Source organism: Microbacterium testaceum (assembly GCF_020781835.1).
Lineage (GTDB): Bacteria > Actinomycetota > Actinomycetes > Actinomycetales > Microbacteriaceae > Microbacterium > Microbacterium testaceum_H.
The window spans coordinates 81189-98242 of the sequence record NZ_JAJGNJ010000001.1 but is presented as its reverse complement, the minus strand read 5'-3'; the positions used below and the strand labels follow the sequence as shown (position 1 = coordinate 98242).

General features: G+C 72.6%; 14 protein-coding genes. 4 read left to right on the top strand and 10 right to left on the bottom strand.

The window, feature by feature from the left end; all coding sequences use genetic code 11:
• Positions 1 to 137: 137 nt before the first annotated feature.
• The 7 genes from LL239_RS00505 to LL239_RS00475 all read right to left on the bottom strand — a co-directional run bounded on the left by LL239_RS00505 (position 138) and on the right by LL239_RS00475 (position 8888).
• Complete coding sequence (locus LL239_RS00505) at positions 138 to 1682, bottom strand: GMC family oxidoreductase (RefSeq protein ID WP_228161479.1); 1545 nt, start codon at positions 1680 to 1682, stop codon at positions 138 to 140.
• Positions 1679 to 3058, bottom strand: coding sequence for an alpha/beta fold hydrolase (locus LL239_RS00500; RefSeq protein ID WP_228161478.1), 1380 nt, complete (start codon positions 3056 to 3058; stop codon positions 1679 to 1681). The genes LL239_RS00505 and LL239_RS00500 overlap by 4 nt, the downstream gene beginning before the upstream one ends.
• A gap of 267 nt (positions 3059 to 3325) precedes the next feature.
• Positions 3326 to 4228 (bottom strand): SDR family oxidoreductase, encoded by a 903-nt coding sequence (locus LL239_RS00495; protein WP_228161477.1) that lies wholly within the window; start codon positions 4226 to 4228, stop codon positions 3326 to 3328.
• 60 nt (positions 4229 to 4288) lie between these two features.
• Positions 4289 to 5359 (bottom strand): glycosyltransferase family 4 protein, encoded by a 1071-nt coding sequence (locus LL239_RS00490; RefSeq protein WP_228161476.1) that lies wholly within the window; start codon positions 5357 to 5359, stop codon positions 4289 to 4291.
• Positions 5356 to 6459 (bottom strand): glycosyltransferase family 4 protein, encoded by a 1104-nt coding sequence (locus tag LL239_RS00485; RefSeq protein ID WP_228161475.1) that lies wholly within the window; start codon positions 6457 to 6459, stop codon positions 5356 to 5358. The genes LL239_RS00490 and LL239_RS00485 overlap by 4 nt, the downstream gene beginning before the upstream one ends.
• A complete protein-coding gene (locus LL239_RS00480; protein ID WP_228161474.1) occupies positions 6456 to 7376 on the bottom strand; it encodes an NAD-dependent epimerase/dehydratase family protein in 921 nt (306 codons plus the stop codon). The genes LL239_RS00485 and LL239_RS00480 overlap by 4 nt, the downstream gene beginning before the upstream one ends.
• Positions 7377 to 7448: 72 nt before the next feature.
• Positions 7449 to 8888 (bottom strand): lipopolysaccharide biosynthesis protein, encoded by a 1440-nt coding sequence (locus LL239_RS00475; protein WP_228161473.1) that lies wholly within the window; start codon positions 8886 to 8888, stop codon positions 7449 to 7451.
• A 31-nt stretch (positions 8889 to 8919) separates the two neighbouring features.
• Here LL239_RS00475 and LL239_RS17940 point away from each other — a divergent pair, with 31 nt between their 5' ends.
• A complete protein-coding gene (locus tag LL239_RS17940; protein WP_228161472.1) occupies positions 8920 to 10239 on the top strand; it encodes an O-antigen ligase family protein in 1320 nt (439 codons plus the stop codon).
• A gap of 6 nt (positions 10240 to 10245) precedes the next feature.
• On the opposite strand, the gene LL239_RS00465 is transcribed toward LL239_RS17940, so the two are convergent.
• The 3 genes from LL239_RS00465 to LL239_RS00455 all read right to left on the bottom strand — a co-directional run bounded on the left by LL239_RS00465 (position 10246) and on the right by LL239_RS00455 (position 14012).
• Entirely contained in the window at positions 10246 to 11394 is a 1149-nt protein-coding gene (locus LL239_RS00465) for a nucleotidyltransferase family protein (protein ID WP_228161471.1), read from the bottom strand.
• Between the two features lie 174 nt (positions 11395 to 11568).
• Positions 11569 to 12822 carry a D-arabinono-1,4-lactone oxidase gene (locus LL239_RS00460; protein ID WP_228161470.1) on the bottom strand — a complete coding sequence of 418 codons (1254 nt, stop codon included), beginning with the start codon at positions 12820 to 12822 and terminating at the stop codon, positions 11569 to 11571.
• Positions 12823 to 12881: 59 nt separating this feature from the next.
• Entirely contained in the window at positions 12882 to 14012 is a 1131-nt protein-coding gene (locus tag LL239_RS00455) for an ROK family transcriptional regulator (RefSeq protein ID WP_228161469.1), read from the bottom strand.
• 223 nt (positions 14013 to 14235) lie between these two features.
• Here LL239_RS00455 and LL239_RS00450 point away from each other — a divergent pair, with 223 nt between their 5' ends.
• The 3 genes from LL239_RS00450 (at position 14236) to xylA (ending at position 17029) form a co-directional block, all read left to right on the top strand.
• Positions 14236 to 14721: a glutathione peroxidase gene (locus LL239_RS00450; RefSeq protein WP_228161468.1), complete on the top strand. Its 486-nt coding sequence runs from the start codon at positions 14236 to 14238 to the stop codon at positions 14719 to 14721.
• A gap of 119 nt (positions 14722 to 14840) precedes the next feature.
• Entirely contained in the window at positions 14841 to 15737 is an 897-nt protein-coding gene (locus tag LL239_RS00445; RefSeq protein ID WP_228161467.1) for an esterase/lipase family protein, read from the top strand.
• 104 nt (positions 15738 to 15841) lie between these two features.
• On the top strand, positions 15842 to 17029 hold the full coding sequence (gene xylA, locus LL239_RS00440) for a xylose isomerase (RefSeq protein WP_228161466.1): 1188 nt from the start codon (positions 15842 to 15844) through the stop codon (positions 17027 to 17029).
• Positions 17030 to 17054: the final 25 nt, after the last annotated feature.

Below are 17054 nucleotides of genomic sequence, written 5' to 3'. Positions count from 1 at the left end.
CCCAACGCACACGTTCGGGTCGAACGCACACGCTGGAGGCGTCCCGAACGTGTGCGCTCGACCCGAACGTGTGCGCTCGTCCCGAACGTGTGCGCTCGACCCGATCGTGTGCGTTCGGCGGCCGTGGATGCCACGCCTCAGGCCGCGAGGAAGCGGTCGGCCGTACGCAGCGACAGCGCCATGATGGTCAGCGCGGGGTTCGCGGCCAGCGCCGAGGGGAAGACGCTGTTGTCGCAGATCCACAGGTTGGGGATCTCGTGCGAGCGGCCGTCGCCGTCCACCACCCCGTCCGCCGGGTCGGTGGACATCCGGCACGTGCCGACGGTGTGCGCCGACCGGGCGAGCACCAACGTCTCGCGCGCCCCGGCCGCCTCCATCACCCGCTGCAGGAACACCGTCGCGTGCCGTGTCAACGCCGCCTCGTTCGGCCCCGCCGTGAAGGTCACCCGGGCGCGCGGGATGCCGAACTCGTCGGTCTCGTCGGAAAGCTCCAGGAGGTTCTGGTCCGACGGCAGGCACTCGCCGTTGATGCCGATGCCCGCCATGTGCTGCGCCTGATCGAGCCGCTGCATCAGCTCCCGCCCCCACAGCCCGCCGCCGCGCGCGAGCGTCGTGGCGAAGGTCAGCGGCATGACACCGAGGCTCTGCACGAGGTAGCCGCCGACGAAGTCCGCGTCGGCGGGGCGCAGCATGTCTTCGGTGATGAGCGACGACGGGTAGCCGCGATGGCCGCGGACGGGTTCGTCGAAGCGGCCCCACACCTGGGTCGCGCCGTGCGCGAGGAAGTTGCGGCCCACCTGTCCGCTGCCGTTGGCGATGCCGGTGTGAAGCAGCAGACGCGGCGTCTCGATGCCGCCGGCCGCGAGCACGAGCGCACGGCACCGCTGGCGCACGTCGACGCCGTTCTGGCGGTAGACGACCGCGGCGACGTGTCCGCCGGCGTCGAGCTCGATGTCGTGCACCATCGCGTCGCTGCGGATCTCGGCTCCGTGGGCCACCGCGGCCGGGAGGTAGGTGTTGGCGGTGGTGGCCTTGGCATCCACCCGGCACCCCTGGTGGCAGGCGCCGCAATTGATGCACGCGCGGCGTTCGCCGTGATGGTCCTGGAGGCGTGCGCGGGTGAGCACCGCGGCGGGCGCGTCGGCCCACCGGATGCCGAGGGCCTCGCACCCGCGGGCGACGAGGTTCGCCGGGGCGTTGCGGGCCGGTGGGGAGTAGGCGTACTCGCGCGCGGCATCCCACGGGTACGGCATCGGGCCGGACACGCCGATGTCGCCCTCCACGCGAGCCACGTACGACAGGAGCTCCTCGGGGTCGAGGGGCCAGTCCCTGCCCTCCCCGGTCTCGCTGCGCAGGCGCAGATCGCGCGCGTCGGGACGGGGGCTGAAGGCTCCCCAGTGCAACGTCGAGCCGCCGACGCCCCGGCCGCTGTTGTTCGGACCGAACGCCGTGGCGTCGCCGCCGCCGCTGAGGCGCTCCGACATCCAGTTGATCTCCACCGCCTCCGTCTCGTCCGGGGTGAAGTCGTCGAGGTCGAAGTTCCGCCCCGCCTCCAGGGCGACGACCGACAGCCCGCGCCGGGCGAGTGCGGCCGTCAGCGGCGCGCCCCCGGCCCCCGTGCCGACCACCACGACGTCGACGATGTCGTCGGTGGGGTGCGTGCGCATGTCGGCGAGGTTCACGCGGCGTCTCCTGTCGCGATCGTGCCGCCGACTCCGGCGGGCTCCCAGTCCTCGCGCCGCCCGAGCTCGAGATGGACGTAGCCCCGCAGCGGTTTGCGGCCGCCCGTGGCGAAGCCGTCGTACCCGGTGCGCGCCATGCTCGCCGGATGCGCCAGCCACTGCCGCACGAGGTCGACGCGGACGTCTTCGAGCCACGCGGCCAGCAGGTCGGCATCCAGGGGCCCGTCGGCGGGGCCGTTCCCCTCGATCGCTGCGCGCAGGACGTCCTCGCGCGCGACCGGATCGGTCGGCCATCCCTCGGCGAGCGTGTCCAGCCCGCGCCGGTACGCCTCGGGGTCCGGCGGAAGGCCCTCGGGTCGCCAGCCGTCGCCCGCGCCGCCGGCGAGCTGCGCGTCCACGCGCGCGGCGATGTCGATCGCGGGGCCCTCCTGCGGCACGACGAGGTCGCTGATCTCGCGCAGGAGCGTCAACTGCGCGAGATCGAGTGCGCGGGGAGCGTACCCGCGGTCGTCGGGCACGGCTCGGCGGTTCAGGATGCCGCGCGTCCGGGGGTCCACGCGGTCGCCGGCGATCAGCCGGGCCCAGTCCTCGGGCACCGTGGGGCCGGCCAGCACCTCGTCCGCGACGAAGTCGGCGATGGCGGCGGCGGTCTCGGCCGCCCGCTCGAGGGGGATCATGTGGCCGGTGTCGGCCAGCGTGTGGAACCGGGCCCGCGGGTACACACCGGCGAGGAGTCCGGGTTGTGCGGCGGCGCCGAGATCGGCGTCGTCGTCTCCGGCCAGCACGAGCACGGGGAGGTCCAGCGTGCCCACCTCGTCCCGTGCATCCACGCGGCTGCCCGTCTCCAGCCATGCGCGCCACGCGGCCGGGGACGTGCGGGCCAGATCGGGCAGCGCGACGCTCTGCGCGCCGGGGTCGAGCGGGCGCGCCGTGTTCTGCGCGATGAAGGTCTCGGCATCCTGTGGCGAGATCGCCCCGTGGTCGACCCACGACAGCATCCGCGTGCGGCGCTCCTCGTCCATCGGCTCGGGCCGGGGCGGAGACGGGGACAGGAGCACCATCCCGGCCAGGCCTGTGAGGGGCGCGGTGCCGCTGAGCACGCGCGCGGCGACGAGCGTGGCGACCTTGCCGCCCATGCTGTGACCGCCGAGCATCCACCGGCCGCGGACCCGTTCGTTCAGGATGCCGATCACGTACGAGACCGTCGCCTCCAGCGACGTGTCGGGTGCCGCGGGGACGGAGCCGAACCCGGGGAGGTCGATGCCCTGGACGTCGACCCGACCGGCGAGGGTCGCACCGAGCCGGTCGAACGACCCACTGCTCGACCCGAGGGCGTGCAGCAGGTACAGCGTGGGGATGGCGTCGTCGGAGGGCATTCCTTCACGTTTTCCTACACCGGTGGTCGGAGCGGGCCGCTTGCGCTCCGGGACGTTTTGCGCAAGGAGGTGTCGCCGCTGATCCGGTGCGGCGTCGATGTTCCGCTCCGTCGGTCCGCCGACACCGCGTGTGCCACGCGGGCGGCGTGCCCGCTCGGCCGCGTGCCGGGGGCACAGCTCCGGCAGATCCGGTGAACGGGCGGCCCGGGTCGACGGCTCGCGCAATCCGCCGGAGTTGTGCGGGCCGGTGGATGCCACGGCCCGGGCCTACGGCGTGACCATGCCGCCGTTGACGTTGAGGGTCTCGCCCGAGACGTAGCTGGCCTCCGCCGAGGCCAGGAACACGAAGGCCGGCGCGATCTCGGCCGGCTGACCGGCACGCTGGTACGTGCTCTCGTCGTCGAAGTGCTCCATCTGCTCGTCCGAGACGCCCTGGCTCACCTGCAGCGCCGACCACGTCGGTCCGGGGGCGACGACGTTGACCCGGATGCCGCGCGAGGCCAACTGCTGCGCGAGGCCTTTGGACAGGTTGTTGATCGCTGCCTTGGTGGCGGCGTAGTCCAGCCGGTCGGGGGCCGGGACGTACGCCTCGAGGGACGCGGTGTTGATGATCGCGGCGCCTTCGGGAAGGTGAGCGAGCGCGGCCTTGGTGATCCAGAACGGCGCGAACACGTTCGTGCGGAAGGTCTGCTCGAACTGCTCGTCCGACAGGTCGTCGACCTTCTCGACCATCACCTGCTTCCCGGCGTTGTTCACCACGATGTCCAGGCCCCCGAGCGCCTCGACGGCGTCGGCGACGAGAGCGCGGCACGCACCGGGGTCGGTGATGTCGGCCGCGATCGAGACGCCGGTGCGGCCGGCATCCCGGATCTGGGCGAGCACGTGATCGGCGTCGCGCTGCTCGTCGGGCAGGTGCACGATGGCGACGTCGGCGCCCTCGCGCGCGAACGCGATCGCCACGGCCCCGCCGATGCCGGAGTCTCCTCCGGTGATGAGGGCCTTGCGTCCGATGAGGCGCCCCAGTCCGCGGTAGGTCTTCTCGCCCAGGTCGGGAACGGGGGTCATGTCCGCCTGCACGCCGGGTTCCGGCTGATGCTGGACGGGCGGCTCGACGCGGGCGTAACGCGTGACGGGGTTGTCGAAAGTGAACTGGTCGCGTTCGGTGGTCATGGGGCGACGTTAGGCACGGCGCCGCCTGCGGCGCCCGGCCTTGACGGGCGCGCCGTCGCGTCATACTCGGGCGGCAGTCCTCGCCGCGACATCGTCGAGTACCCGCGACACGAGCTCCGCCGACGTGCGCCATGAGAAGCGTCGCGCGTTGCGCAGGCCGTCGCGCCGCAGGCGCTCCCGCAACGCCGCATCGTCGACGACGCGGGCCATCGCGCCGGCGATGTCGCCGGTGTCGTACGGGTCGACGAACACCGCGCTGTCGCCGAGCACTTCCGGCAGCGACGCCGCCCGCGCGGCGATCACCGGGCATCCGCACTGCTGCGCTTCGAGGGGAGGGATGCCGAAGCCCTCGTACAGCGACGGGAAGACGAAGGCCAGAGCTCCCCGGTACAGGGCGGTGAGGTCGTCGTCGCCGACCCGTCCGAGGAAACGCACGCGCTCGCCGGGCGCGCCGTACTCCTGCCGGGCGAACGCGCGCGTCTGACTGCCGACGACACGGAGCTCGACATCGGGATGCCGGGGCGAGAAGCGGGCGAAGGCTTCCAGCATCCGCCCGAAGTTCTTGTGCGCGTTGGGCGACGACACCGCCAACAGGTACCGTCCATCCGCGGCCGGTGCGCCCTCGCCCGAGGGGCGGAAGCGGGCGTCGGCGGCGTTCGGGACGACCGTGAACCTGTCGGGCGAGGTTCCGAAGTGGGCCGAGATCTCGCCCCTGGAGAACGCGCTGACGGTGAGCAGGTGGTCGCTGCGCGCGATGAGCCGGGGGACCACCAGGGCGTACAGCGTTCGGAAGCGCCGACCGAAGCTGTCGGGATGCCGGAGCCACGTGACGTCGTGGTGCGTGGAGACCTGGGGGCGGTACCAGACCGGGCCCGTGCTCGTCAGATCGAGCAGCACCGCGCCGCGGCCACGCGCGAACAACGGCAATTCGAGCTGCTCCCACGCGTGTCCGCTCAGACGTCCCACGCGCACGATGCGGCTGGCGTCGAGCCCGCGGGTGTCGATCGGCCCGCGGGGGACGGCGAGCACCGTGTCGGCGCGCAAGGTGAGCAGTTCCCGGGTGATCTCGGCGGCGAACCGCTGGATGCCGGTGACGTGCTGAGTGAGGAACCGGGCGTTGACGACGATCATCGGGCGCTGCTTCCCGCACGCTCCGCCGCGAGCCGGTACACCGCGAGCGAGTCCCGGCCCAGCGCGTCGTCGGTGAGCGCGCGGCGCGCCCAGTCCAGCGCCGCCGCCGACATCCGTTCCCGTAGCCCCGGGTCGTCGAGCAGGCGCGCCGTCGCGGCGATCAAGGCGTCGTCGTCGGCGCACACGAATCCGGTCACACCGTCCTCGACGCTGTCGCGGTTGCCGACCACGTCCGAGACGACCGCCGGGATGCCCTGGGCCTGCGCCTGGACGAGGGAGAGCGACATCCCCTCCCACAGCGAGGGGAACAGCAGCACGTCCACGGTGTCGATGAGGGCGGACAGCTCCGTCGGTGACACCCAGCCGGTCACGCGGACCCGTGCGTCGCCGAGCCACCGGCGCTCGTCCTCGGGCGACCCACCGCCGATCCAGACGAAGTCGGCCCGCGCGCCCAGAGCGCGGGCGGCGGCCGCGAAGCGCCAGGGCGCCTTCTGGTGCACGAGCCGGCCGATCATCGCGACGACGGGGCGGCGGGCGGGATCGGCGACGCGCGGGAGCCGCGAGACGGACTCCGACGGGATGCCGGTCTGGAGGAGGTGCGCGCGGGCGGGACGCAGCGCCTCGGAGGCCACGGCGAACTCGGAGGGCGAGGTGAGGACGAGGGTGGACCGCCGCGCCAGGGCCCGCTCGAGGCGACGGATGCCGAGCCGCGCCGGTGCGGGCAGGTCGAGCCGCAGGAAGGCGAAACCGTGCGGCGAGAAGAAGACGCGATCGGCGGGGAGCCGCCGATTCATCGCGAGCCGCACGATGGCGCCCGCGATGCTCGAGTGCGCGTGGACCGCGTCGACCTCGCCGGCGGTCCGGGACACGGCGCGCCACAGTGCACGCAGGTCGCCGTGGCGGGACCCGGTCGACACGCGCCGCAGAGCCACCCGTCGGTCGAAACGCGCACGCAGCGCCGCGTCGGTCGGGGTCTCCGGTCGGGGCATGAAGAGCACCTGCACGTCGGCGCCCTCCTCGGCCTGGCGGCGGCTGATGCTGTCGACGAGGCTCAGCACGCCGCTTCCCATCGCCTCGGTCACGTGCAGAACTCGCGTCATCGGGTCGTCATCCTCGTCCAGGTGTCGGCGATGCCCTCGATGAGGGACAGGTCACGGGCGGGTCCGTACTCGTCGCGGAAACGCGCGACATCCAGGACCACGTGGTCGACGAAGGTGGCCGGCTGGGGTGCGCGAACGATCTCGAAGTCGCGGCCGACCACCGCGCGGATGGCGGCGAGCACCTCGGCGACGGAGTGACCGCGACCGCTGCCGAGGTTGTAGGCGCGGTGACGGGGCGCGCGCTCGACCATGCGCAGGATCCGGGCGACGAGATCGTCGACGTGGATGTAATCGCGGATCATCGAGCCGTCACCCACCTGCACCGCAGGTTCGCCACGTCGGAGCCGGTCGAGGGTGATCGGAATGATCCCCTGCCCCTTGGCCGGCGTCGCCCGCGGCCCGTAGGGGTTGGAGATGCGCAGGGCGACGGAGTCCAATCCCGCGGTCGTGGCGTAATAGTCGAGGTAGCGCTCGATCGTGAGCTTGCCGATGCCGTACGGCGAGACCGGGAGCGCAGGAGCGTCCTCCGCGAACGTCCGACGGGGTTGGGGCCCGTAGATGGCGCCGCCGCTGGACGCGAAGAACACGCGTCGCACCCCGGCAGTGACGCACAGCGACAGCAGCTCGACGCTCGCGCTGACGTTGGTGCGCAGGTCGACGGTGGGCTCACGGTCGGCGCTGGCCGGTGTCGTGGTCGAGAGGAAGTGGAAGACGTACTCGGCGCCCGAGACCGCCGCCGCCACGTCGCGGGGGTCGAGGAAGTCGCCCCTCAGCGGGACGACGTCGGGCGACTCGAAGGCGCGGATGCGACGGCTGTAGCGATCGAAGCCGGTCACCTCATGCCCTGTCCGCGCGAGCGCGTCGGCCAGCCGCGAGCCGAGGAAGCCGTTGGCACCGATCACGAGGCAGCGGGCCATCAGCGGCCGTCCGGGAGTCGCGGGGTGGGCGCCATGGAGCCTTCTCGTCGGGTCGGGGGCGGGACTCGCGGCTCACCGCCGGCGCATCGCGCCCCACAGGGATCGGAGGTCGCGGCGGGCCACGAGACCGAGTGCCGCGCCCCCGACGATCGCCCACACGCCGCCGGTCGCCAGCAGGCGCCCGATCGCATCGAGCGGGGTGAAGAACGACGCGTCGGCGACGGCGGCCACGGCGGCCGCGATCGCGAACACCACCACGGGGCGCGCGGACGCGGACAGCAGGACGGCGGACGACACCCCCGTCCGGGGCAGGGCCAGGAATGCGGCGACCCAGAGCACGGCCTGTCCGATGGCCATCGCCACGACGATCGCGAAGGGCCCGAGTCCCGCTGCCGCGACGACGAGGACGATCGTGAGGATCCGGCCGATCGACTCGCACCACAGCAGCAGACCGGACCGTCCCGTCGCGACCAAGGCCCAGTACTGCGGGTAGCCGAGGGTCTGGAACACCGCGCCGACGGCGAGCACCGGGACGTACGCGGCCGCCGCATCCCATCGCCCGCCGAGGACGACGTGGATGGCTGGTTCGGCGGTCACCGCGAAGAGACTGAGGTAGGCCAGGACGGGGTAGCTCAGCTGCGTCTGGTATCTCGCCAGCCGATGTCCGAGCGACGTGGCGTCGGCGGCATCCGCCAGCGCAGGGATCACCACGCGCGTGAGCGGCGTGAGGAGCTGGTCGATCGGAAGATTCACCAGTTGAGTCGCCCGGCTGAACAGACCGACCGCGCGATCGTTCGCCACCGTGCCCACGGCGAGGGTGCCGGTCACGCTCGAGGCGTAGTTCAGCGCGTGCACGACGAAGGTGTGGCCGCCGAAAGTGAGCAGGCCCCGCATCTCGGATCCGCGGCGGGGGCGTCCCGGGTGCCAGGGCGTCAGAACCACGACGAGCGCGAGCGTGATGCCCGCCGCGACGGTGCCCTGCGAGGCGAGGGCGAGTGCACCACCGCCGAGGACCGCGAGCACGATGGCGACGACCAGACCGGTGAGGTCGCCGGCGAGTTCGGCTGCGGCGAGGCGGCCGAGCCGCCCCGATCGGTTCAGTTCGACGCGGAACTGGGCGCTGATCGAGCGCAGCGCGAAAGCCGGGGCCAGCAGCGCGAGCACCGGCACGAGGAACGCATTTCCGAACAGCGCGGCGAACGGCGGGGCGAGGGCGAGGACGAGACCCGTGGCCAGGACGCCGATGAGGGCGTTCGCCCAGAAGAGCGTCGTGCGCTGGGCGTCCGTGAGCGTCGGGGCCCGCAGCGCCGCCATGCTGAGCCCGAAATCGCCGAGCACGGCGGCGAACCCGGCCAGGGTCGCCGCCAGGGCGACGACGCCGGTCTCGGCGGGCCCCACCAGACGGGCCAGCACGATCATCCCGCCGATCTGCGAGAGGTAGCGCACCCACTGCGCCCCGAGCAGCAGAACCGCCCCGCGGCGTCGGGGCGTGACGACGGTGGTCGTGGTCATCACGCTCCCCGGGAGTTGTACGGTGTCGGCCGTGAGCACGCTAGCCAGTCCCCGCGAGCACTCCGTCGTGCCGTCGGCATCCGAGGCCGGGTTAGTGGACTCCCCGGTCGCACGACGGGTCGTGGTGTTGATGCTGGCCGTCTTCTCCCTGCTGGGGCCGCTCATCGAGACCGTGCTCACCGACCGTTCGCACTACAAAGAGGGGACCACCGCCACGAACCCCGCGGTGGCGGCCATCGATGACGTCGGCAGCGTGCTGGTGCCTGCCGTCGCGGCCGCAACCGTTCTGCTCGTCGTGCTGTTCGCGCGGATGTCCGGACCCAGCCTGCTGCTGGTCGTTCTGCCCGCCCTCGTCCTCGCGGCCGACGAGTTCGTGCACGGCCGTACCCCGACGTTCGGCCTGTTCCTGACCGCCGCGGCCGGCGCCCTGCTGGTGAGCGTGCGGGTGAAACCGGGGGATCTCGTGATCCTCGGCTACGTGGCCGGTGCCGTCGCGGCCGGGTCCATCGTGGCGATGTACGCGGCACCCGCGACGGTCGTCATCTCCGGGGGGACCGGCACGTTCGACAAGTCCCTCACGGGTGCCCCGCTGCTGGCGGGGATCTTCACGCATTCGAACACCTTCGGGATGTTCCTGGCGCTGTCGTTACCGTGCATCTTCCTCGTGCGCCGCGCGTTCGTGCGGTGGCCGCTTCTCCTCCTGGTCGGTTGGGCTCTGCTGCTCAGTTCCTCGCGCACCGCGCTGGTCGGCGCGGGTGCCATGCTCGCGGTCGTGGTGCTCTCGCGCCTGCTCCCGCGTGCCGGGTTCGTCGTCGTCAGCGTCGTCGGCGCGGTGGGTGCGCTCATCGCGGTGATCCGCATCCCCTTCGCCGAGACAGATCCCGAAGCCTTCACGTATCGCGGTGCGATCTGGATGTACAACCGCGACGCGCTCGGCGACCACGGCCTGTTCGGTCTGGGGGCCCACTGGTACGCCGACAACTACGCGGTGCTGCGCACGGTGCTCTCCAGTGCGGCCAGCCACGCGCACAATCTCGTCCTGACCACCCTCGTGCAGGGCGGTGCCGTCGTGCTCGTGGCCTGGCTCGTCGTCATCGCCTTCGCCCTCATCGGCTCGGTGACCGACCCGATCCGCTCGTCGTCGGTCGCCGGCATCGCCTTCGTCGTCGGTCTGCTCGCCATGGGCGCGACCGAGACGCCGTTCCCTCTCTTGGGGTGGGGGCCGCTTTCGGCATCCGCTCTGGTACCGCTGTTCGTCTTCGCCACGCGCCACCGCCTCGACCGGGAGCAGGTGAGCTCGCAGCCCCCGGCTCCGGCGACCCGCGCCGCGCGTCGCGGCCGTTGGGCCTGACCCGTCTCAGCGCGAGGCGGGCCTCAGACTGCAAAGTCCCCGTCGGAGTCGACGCCAGCGCGCGAGAGCGGGGGAGAGCCCGGTCTCGCCCGCGTGCCGCGCGGAGGCGAGGGCGATGTCATCCGGCGGCCACACGAACCGCCACAGCACGCGAATGCGCTTCGGGAGATCCTCGCCCTGCAGGGCTCGCCAGTACGCGCGGACGCGGTCGGGTGCGGCGCGCCATGCCCAGTCGCGGGGGAGGCCGTCACGATGGCGGGCGATCGTGTCGGCGGGCAGCAGACCCGCGAGCTCGGTCGCGAGCACCGGCACAGCTCCCAGCTCGCACGCGCGCTCGCCGCTGCCGACCGCTGCGGCGAGGAGCGCGACGGCGGTCGCCGATGCCACGGCCGAGCGCGGCCCCGCCCCGATCTCGGGGCGCACGGCGTGGACGGCAGCCAGCACCGCGTGCACGTCGGCGCGGGGGATCGACAATTCGACGCCGGCGTACACGACCGTCTCGGAGCGACGCGCGACGGCGTCGAAGGCCTCTGCGTCATCGAGGGCGAGACCCGGGATGCGGCGGTGCACGTCGATCTCGCATCCCCAGCCGCCCGGCGTCATCGTGGCGGTGTGGTGCACAGAGGTGCCACGCCACGGGTCGGGCTCCCGGCTCCAGCCCCACGCGGCGAGGGCGTCCGCGAGCGCATCCCACCGGGCGGGCGGGCACCACACGTCGACGTCGCCGGAGTGTTCGCGCTCGCGCAGCCCCTGGTGGTGCAGTGCCGGTCCCTTGACGAACACGCAGGGGATGCCGCGGGCTGCGGCGACCCGGGCGGTGAGGGCGTAGGCGAGTTCGTGGAACGGTGACGACAGCACCGGCGGATCCAGCCGCGTGATGCGGGCGGGGTGCGCCGGATCGTCGGAGGCGATGCCGAGCGCGGTCATCGCCTCGAGCATCTCCCGCTCCTCGGCGCCCGCCGGCGATACCGGGCTGTGCGTCACCAGCCGGCGCCAGAGGAGAGCGCCGGCGCCGGTGAGGCAGAACGGCTCGCCAGGCTCGGCGGGAAGGACGAGGATGTCCAGGCCGTCGGCGAAGAGGTCGGACGCGCCGACGTCGAGAGCGCCGGAGGCGATCGCGACCCAGCCGACCGAGGGGGGCGGCGCAGCGGTCATGGGGCCTCTCGGGTGCGGGACGGGCGCCGACCACTCTGGTCCCCCGCACAGAGGGCGGCGACCGCATGCCGTGCCTCGCACCGGTTCCGGCCCGGCTCCTTCACCCGAGCGGTCGCCCGGTGCGCGTCGCTTGCTCATACCGGCGCGCGGGGGCATCGGCTCCGTTCGACGGGATCACAGCGCGAGCGTGCGCCGGAGGAAGTCGTTGCGGAACACCCCGCGCGGGTCGGCCTCCCGAGCCGCGGCCACGAACGCCTCGGCGCGCGGCAGGGTCGCGCGGATCCGCTCGCCGGGCATCGTGAACGCCTTGCCCCAGTGCGGGCGCGGATCGAACGGGGCGAGTGCCGCCTCCACGGCGGGGAGGACCGCCGCGACGCCCGCGTTGTCGTTGCGCCAGGTGAAGTGGATCGCGAGCACGTCGCGCCGATACGCGGGACTGAGCCACAGGTCGTCGGCCGCGACCGTGCGCAGCTCCGACACCAGCAGCACCGGATCGACCACGGATGCCAGCGACCGCACCGCCGCCAGGGCTTCGGACGCGGCATCCAGGGGGACGAAGTACTCGGACTGGATCTCGTCGCCGTCGCTGGGGAGCGCCTCGGCGCGGAAGTGGGGGAGGCGCGTGTGCCAGGGGCCGGGCGTTCCGCGTTCGGTGGTGTTGCCCACGGTGCGGATCCGACCGAGGTGCAGCTCTGCGCCGATCGGATGTCCGCCGAGGTCCATCACGTAGCCCGGCTCGGTGTCGGCATCCGTCGCTTTGATCCAGACCAGGTCGTGGGCGGGGTCGCCCCACGTGGTGAAGACACTGACGCTGCGGGCGCTGGCGAACAGGCGGCGCGGGTCGGCGATGACGGCGTCCCACGGGACGGCGGTGTAGGCCTCGGCCGTGACGGTGTAGCTCGCAACGGTGCGCAGCTCCACGGCCGTGACGACCCCGAACGCGCCGAGACCCAGGGCCGCCGCCGGGAACCACGGGTGCGCGTCGTCGATGCGGTGCGTGTGGCCGTCGGCATCCATGATCTCCACCGCGGTCACGGCGCTGGAGAGGTTGCCGTTGGCGGTTCCGGAACCGTGGGTTCCGGTCGCGGCGGCACCGGCGACCGAGATGTGCGGGAGGGAGCCGAGGTTGTGCAGCGCCCGCCCCTCCGCCTCGAGCACGGGCGCGAGCTGCGCGAACGTCACGAGGCCCTCGACACGCGCGCGGTCGCCCCGGACCTCGATCCGCGTGGGCATGCGCTCGAGCGAGAGCAGTGCGGCGTCGGTGTCGCCGATGTCGTTGAAGGTGTGCCGCGTCGCCTGAACGCGGATCGACGGCGTGCGCGAGACCGACGCGGCGAGGTCGCCGAGGTCGGTGGGCAGCAGGGTCTCGGCGGCACGGTAGCGGTGGTTTCCCGACCAGTTCGTGCCGGAGGGGCGAGTGTGGATCATGGCGTCCTCCGTGGGTCGGGGTCCATCCTCTCCCGGTCCGGCCTGGGACCGGGCCGTGATCAGGGCGCGGGGAACAGTTCCGCCTCGAACACGGCCTCGGCGGCCCCGACCAGCAGCCGGTTCTCGCCGAGCTCCGCCACGCGCAGGCGGAGGTCTTCGGCGCACGCGGGCATGGTCTGGGCGCGCACGGCGGCGTCGAGGCCGTCGAGGTCGAGCGTCGCGAGGGCGGCGAGGAAGCCGCCGAGGACGATCACCGCCGGGTTGAGGACGTTCGCGGCGTTCGCGAGCGCCGTCGCCAGGATGCGGCGCTGGCGCTCCGTCTCGGCTCGTACCCCGGGGGCGGTGGCGGAGGACAGCGCATCGGCGAGAGCGGCGTCGTCGGCCGCCTCCAACCGCAGAGCGGCGAGGAGCCGCGCGCGACTGACCTCGTCCTCGAGCACTCCGTCGGCGGCGCGGCGATCGGCGGCGTCGACGATGCCCGGCCGGTTCTGCCCGAACTCCCCGGCGTAGCCGCCGGCCCCGCCCAGCGGCACTCCGCCGACGATGACGGCACCACCGATGCCGCTGGCACCGCCGTTGAGGTAGACGACGTCGTGCGCGCCCCTCGCGGCCCCGAAGAGGTACTCGGCCAGCGCGCCGAGCGCGGCATCGTTGCCCACCCGGGCGGGCAGCCCCGTGGCATCGGACACGAGGTCGCCGATCGCGGCATCCGTCCAGTCCAGGTGCGGCGCGGTGCGGACGAGGCCGTCGGCGGCGCGTACCGGTCCGGGCACGGCCACGCCCACGCCGACCGTGCGGCAGCCGCGCAGGGGCCCCCGGGCCCAGGCGGTGAGGCGCTCGCCGACCAGCTCGGCGGTGCGCTCCGGTGTCAGCAGTCGCGTCTGAGGGAGGCGCTCGCGCGCCATCGGCGTGCCGTCCAGGGCGAAGGCGCCGATGTCCAGCGCGTCCACCTCGGGGTTGACGCCGATCGCCACGACGCGCGGATCGGGGGCCACCGTCGGTGAGGGGCGACCGACCCGTCCGACCGGGTCGGGGGCACGCTCGACGACGAGTCCGTCGCCGACGAGCTCGCCCACCAGGTCGGCGATCGTCGAGCGGTTCAGACCCGTCGCCTCGGTGAGAGCGGCGCGCGAGCGCGGACCCTCGCGGTGCACGGTGCGCAGCACGAGCGCGAGGTTCGCGCGACGCATGCCGTCGCCCCTGCTCGCCGTGACCACCCGACCACTGTGCCACGGCGGCGGGGTGGGTGTTGTGCCTCGCGGGCCGCGCCGTTCCCGAGCGGTGGCCGCCGCCCGCGCCGCAGGCATAAACGCCATGCGCGCGCAGAAACGCGACGACACCGCGTTTCTGCGCGCGAATCGCGTTTATGGGCGATCCACGCCACGCATGAGCACCCGGTGCGAAGATCAGAACATGGACCTCTCCGGCATCCCGGTCACCACCATTCGCGGCGAGCAGACCACCTTCGGCGCCCTCACCGAGGGCAGAGCGGCGCTCGTGGTCAACGTCGCCTCCCGCTGCGGGCTCGCGCCCCAGTACGAAGCGCTCGAGGCGCTGCACAAGAAGTACGCCGACCGGGGCTTCACCGTGATCGGCTTCCCCAGCAACCAGTTCCTGCAGGAGCTCAGCGACGAAGACAAGATCGCCGAATACTGCTCGGCGACGTGGGGCGTGACCTTCCCCATGTCCGAGAAGGTCAAGGTCAACGGCCGACACGCTCACCCGCTCTACCGGGAGCTCACGCAGACCCCGGATGCCGAGGGCAAGACGGGCCGCATCTCGTGGAACTTCGAGAAGTTCGTCGTCTCGCCCGACGGTCGCGTCGTGCGCTTCAGCCCGCGCACGCAGCCCGACGCCCCCGAGGTCGTCGCCGCGATCGAGGACGCGCTCCCGCACTGACCCTCCCGCGGCGGCGCTCCCGCGCTCCCGCGCTGACGCGCCCGCGGCGGCGCTGACGCGCTCCCGCGCTGACGCGCTCCCGCGGCGAGTCGCCGCCGCGGCTGGATATCCTGAGCGCCATGACCGATGCCGTCGTCCTCGTCTCCGGCGGAGCCGCCGTCACGCCCTACACCGATCCCGAGCGCGCCGCGGCGACGGGGCTCGCGGCGGGCAACACGATGACCGCCCTGCGCTCCCACTTCCTCGATCGCGGCATCCGGGTCTTCACGGCTCCGGCCCGTATCGGTGCGGGGGAGGTGCACGAGGATGCCGGGTGGCAGGGCTTCTCGGATGTGCCGGTCGTGCTCCCGGCCGAGGTGACGATCAACGCGGTCGGCCACGTCGACGACGCCGGAGTCGCGCTCGCCGGATTCCTGCGGCACCTCGCTGCCGAGGAGGGCGTGGCGAGCGTCGCTCTGGTCGGTCACTCGATGGGCGGGCTGTTCTCGCGCGCCGCGATCCGCGAGCTGCGCGGCGACGGCCCCCGTGTCGAGCGCCTCGTGACCCTCGGCACGCCGTGGGACGGCTCGGTGCTGGGCGACTTCCTCGACGGGGAGATCTCCGAGGCCGATGCCCACGGCGATCCCGCGACGCTGCAGATCTTCGCGGAGGTTCGTCCCTATGCCGACGCGAACTCGCAGGGCGCCGCCGCCGAGGTGTCGCGCCGGTTCCTGCGCGGCTGGAACGACGCGCAGGCCGGGGTGCTCGACGGCATCCCGGTCACGGCGATCGGTGCGGGGTACTTCGCCGCGGAAACCGAGCCGGTGCAGTTGTGGCCGCACGACGGTCTGGTGTCGCTGACGAGCGGGCGCGCCGACGAGGTCCCCGCGACGGTCCTGCCGGACGTGGCGCGGCACTCGTTCCCCGACCACGTGCACAGCATCTTCTTCGCCGAAGGCTTCGGCCTCCCGTGGGAGCGCGCCCTGACGTGGGACCCCGAGGTGTTCGCGGTCGTCGACGAGGCGCTCGGGCTCTGACCCGCGGGGGCTGGACGCGGCGGCATCCGGGGTATATGTTGTGAGAACCAACAAAACCTCGTGCGTCGGCGAACGACCGTGCGCATCCATGCGAAGGAGCAGGAATGCCCACCCCCACCCGTGACGACAAGTTCTCCTTCGGTCTGTGGACCGTCGGATACAACGGCACCGACCCGTTCGGCGGGCCCACCCGCAAGCCGCTCGATGTCGTGCACGTCGTCGAGAAGCTCGCCGAACTCGGCGCCTACGGTCTGACCTTCCACGACGACGACCTGTTCGCCTTCGGCTCGACCGACGCCGAGCGGCAGACCCAGATCGACCGTCTGAAGGGCGCGATGGATGCCACGGGCATCATCACGCCGATGGTCACGACCAACCTCTTCTCGGCCCCCGTCTTCAAGGACGGCGGCTTCACCTCCAACGACCGCCAGGTGCGTCGCTTCGCGCTGCGGAAGGTCCTGCGCAACCTCGACCTCGCCGCCGAGCTCGGTGCGAAGACGTTCGTCATGTGGGGCGGCCGCGAGGGCGCCGAGTACGACTCCGCCAAGGACATCCGCCAGGCGCTCGAGCGCTACCGCGAGGCCGTGAACCTTCTCGGCGACTACGTCACCGACAAGGGCTACGACATCCGCTTCGCCATCGAGCCGAAGCCGAACGAGCCGCGCGGCGACATCCTGCTGCCCACGCTCGGCCACGCGATCGCGTTCATCGACTCGCTCGAGCGCCCCGAGCTCGTGGGCCTGAACCCCGAGGTCGGGCACGAGCAGATGGCGGGGCTCAACTTCGCCGCCGGTATCGCGCAGGCGCTGTACCACGGCAAGCTCTTCCACATCGACCTCAACGGTCAGCGCGGCATCAAGTACGACCAGGACCTCGTGTTCGGCCACGGCGACCTGCACAACGCGTTCGCGCTCGTCGACCTGCTCGAGAACGGCGGCCCCGGTGGCGTGCCCGCGTACGACGGCCCTCGCCACTTCGACTACAAGCCCTCGCGCACCGAGGACGAGTCCGGCGTGTGGGACTCGGTCTCGGCGAACATGAACACCTACCTGCTGCTCAAGGAGCGTGCCGCGGCCTTCCGCGCCGACCCCGAGGTGCAGGAGGCGCTCGAGGCCGCCAAGGTGCTCGAGCTCGCGCAGCCGACGCTGGACGAGGGCGAGTCGTACGACGACCTCCTCGCCGACCGCTCGGCCTACGAGGACTTCGACACCGACGCGTACCTCGGCGGCAAGGGCTTCGGCTTCGTCCGTCTGCAGCAGCTCGCCACCGAGCACCTGCTCGGCGCACGCTGATTCCGAGAGGGGCCTGGATGCCACG

Excerpts from the sequence above, each read along its gene's own strand:
- LL239_RS00450 (WP_228161468.1), top strand. The coding sequence starts at position 14,236 with ATGGACCTCTCCGGCATCCCGGTCACCACCATTCGCGGCGAGCAGACC.
- LL239_RS00495 (WP_228161477.1), bottom strand. The coding sequence starts at position 4,228 with ATGACCACCGAACGCGACCAGTTCACTTTCGACAACCCCGTCACGCGT.
- LL239_RS00480 (WP_228161474.1), bottom strand. The coding sequence starts at position 7,376 with ATGGCCCGCTGCCTCGTGATCGGTGCCAACGGCTTCCTCGGCTCGCGG.
- LL239_RS00500 (WP_228161478.1), bottom strand. The coding sequence starts at position 3,058 with ATGCCCTCCGACGACGCCATCCCCACGCTGTACCTGCTGCACGCCCTC.
- LL239_RS00490 (WP_228161476.1), bottom strand. The coding sequence starts at position 5,359 with ATGATCGTCGTCAACGCCCGGTTCCTCACTCAGCACGTCACCGGCATC.
- LL239_RS00455 (WP_228161469.1), bottom strand. The coding sequence starts at position 14,012 with ATGCGTCGCGCGAACCTCGCGCTCGTGCTGCGCACCGTGCACCGCGAG.
- LL239_RS00460 (WP_228161470.1), bottom strand. The coding sequence starts at position 12,822 with ATGATCCACACTCGCCCCTCCGGCACGAACTGGTCGGGAAACCACCGC.
- xylA (WP_228161466.1), top strand. The coding sequence starts at position 15,842 with ATGCCCACCCCCACCCGTGACGACAAGTTCTCCTTCGGTCTGTGGACC.
- LL239_RS00475 (WP_228161473.1), bottom strand. The coding sequence starts at position 8,888 with ATGACCACGACCACCGTCGTCACGCCCCGACGCCGCGGGGCGGTTCTG.
- LL239_RS00485 (WP_228161475.1), bottom strand. The coding sequence starts at position 6,459 with ATGACGCGAGTTCTGCACGTGACCGAGGCGATGGGAAGCGGCGTGCTG.
- LL239_RS00445 (WP_228161467.1), top strand. The coding sequence starts at position 14,841 with ATGACCGATGCCGTCGTCCTCGTCTCCGGCGGAGCCGCCGTCACGCCC.
- LL239_RS00465 (WP_228161471.1), bottom strand. The coding sequence starts at position 11,394 with ATGACCGCTGCGCCGCCCCCCTCGGTCGGCTGGGTCGCGATCGCCTCC.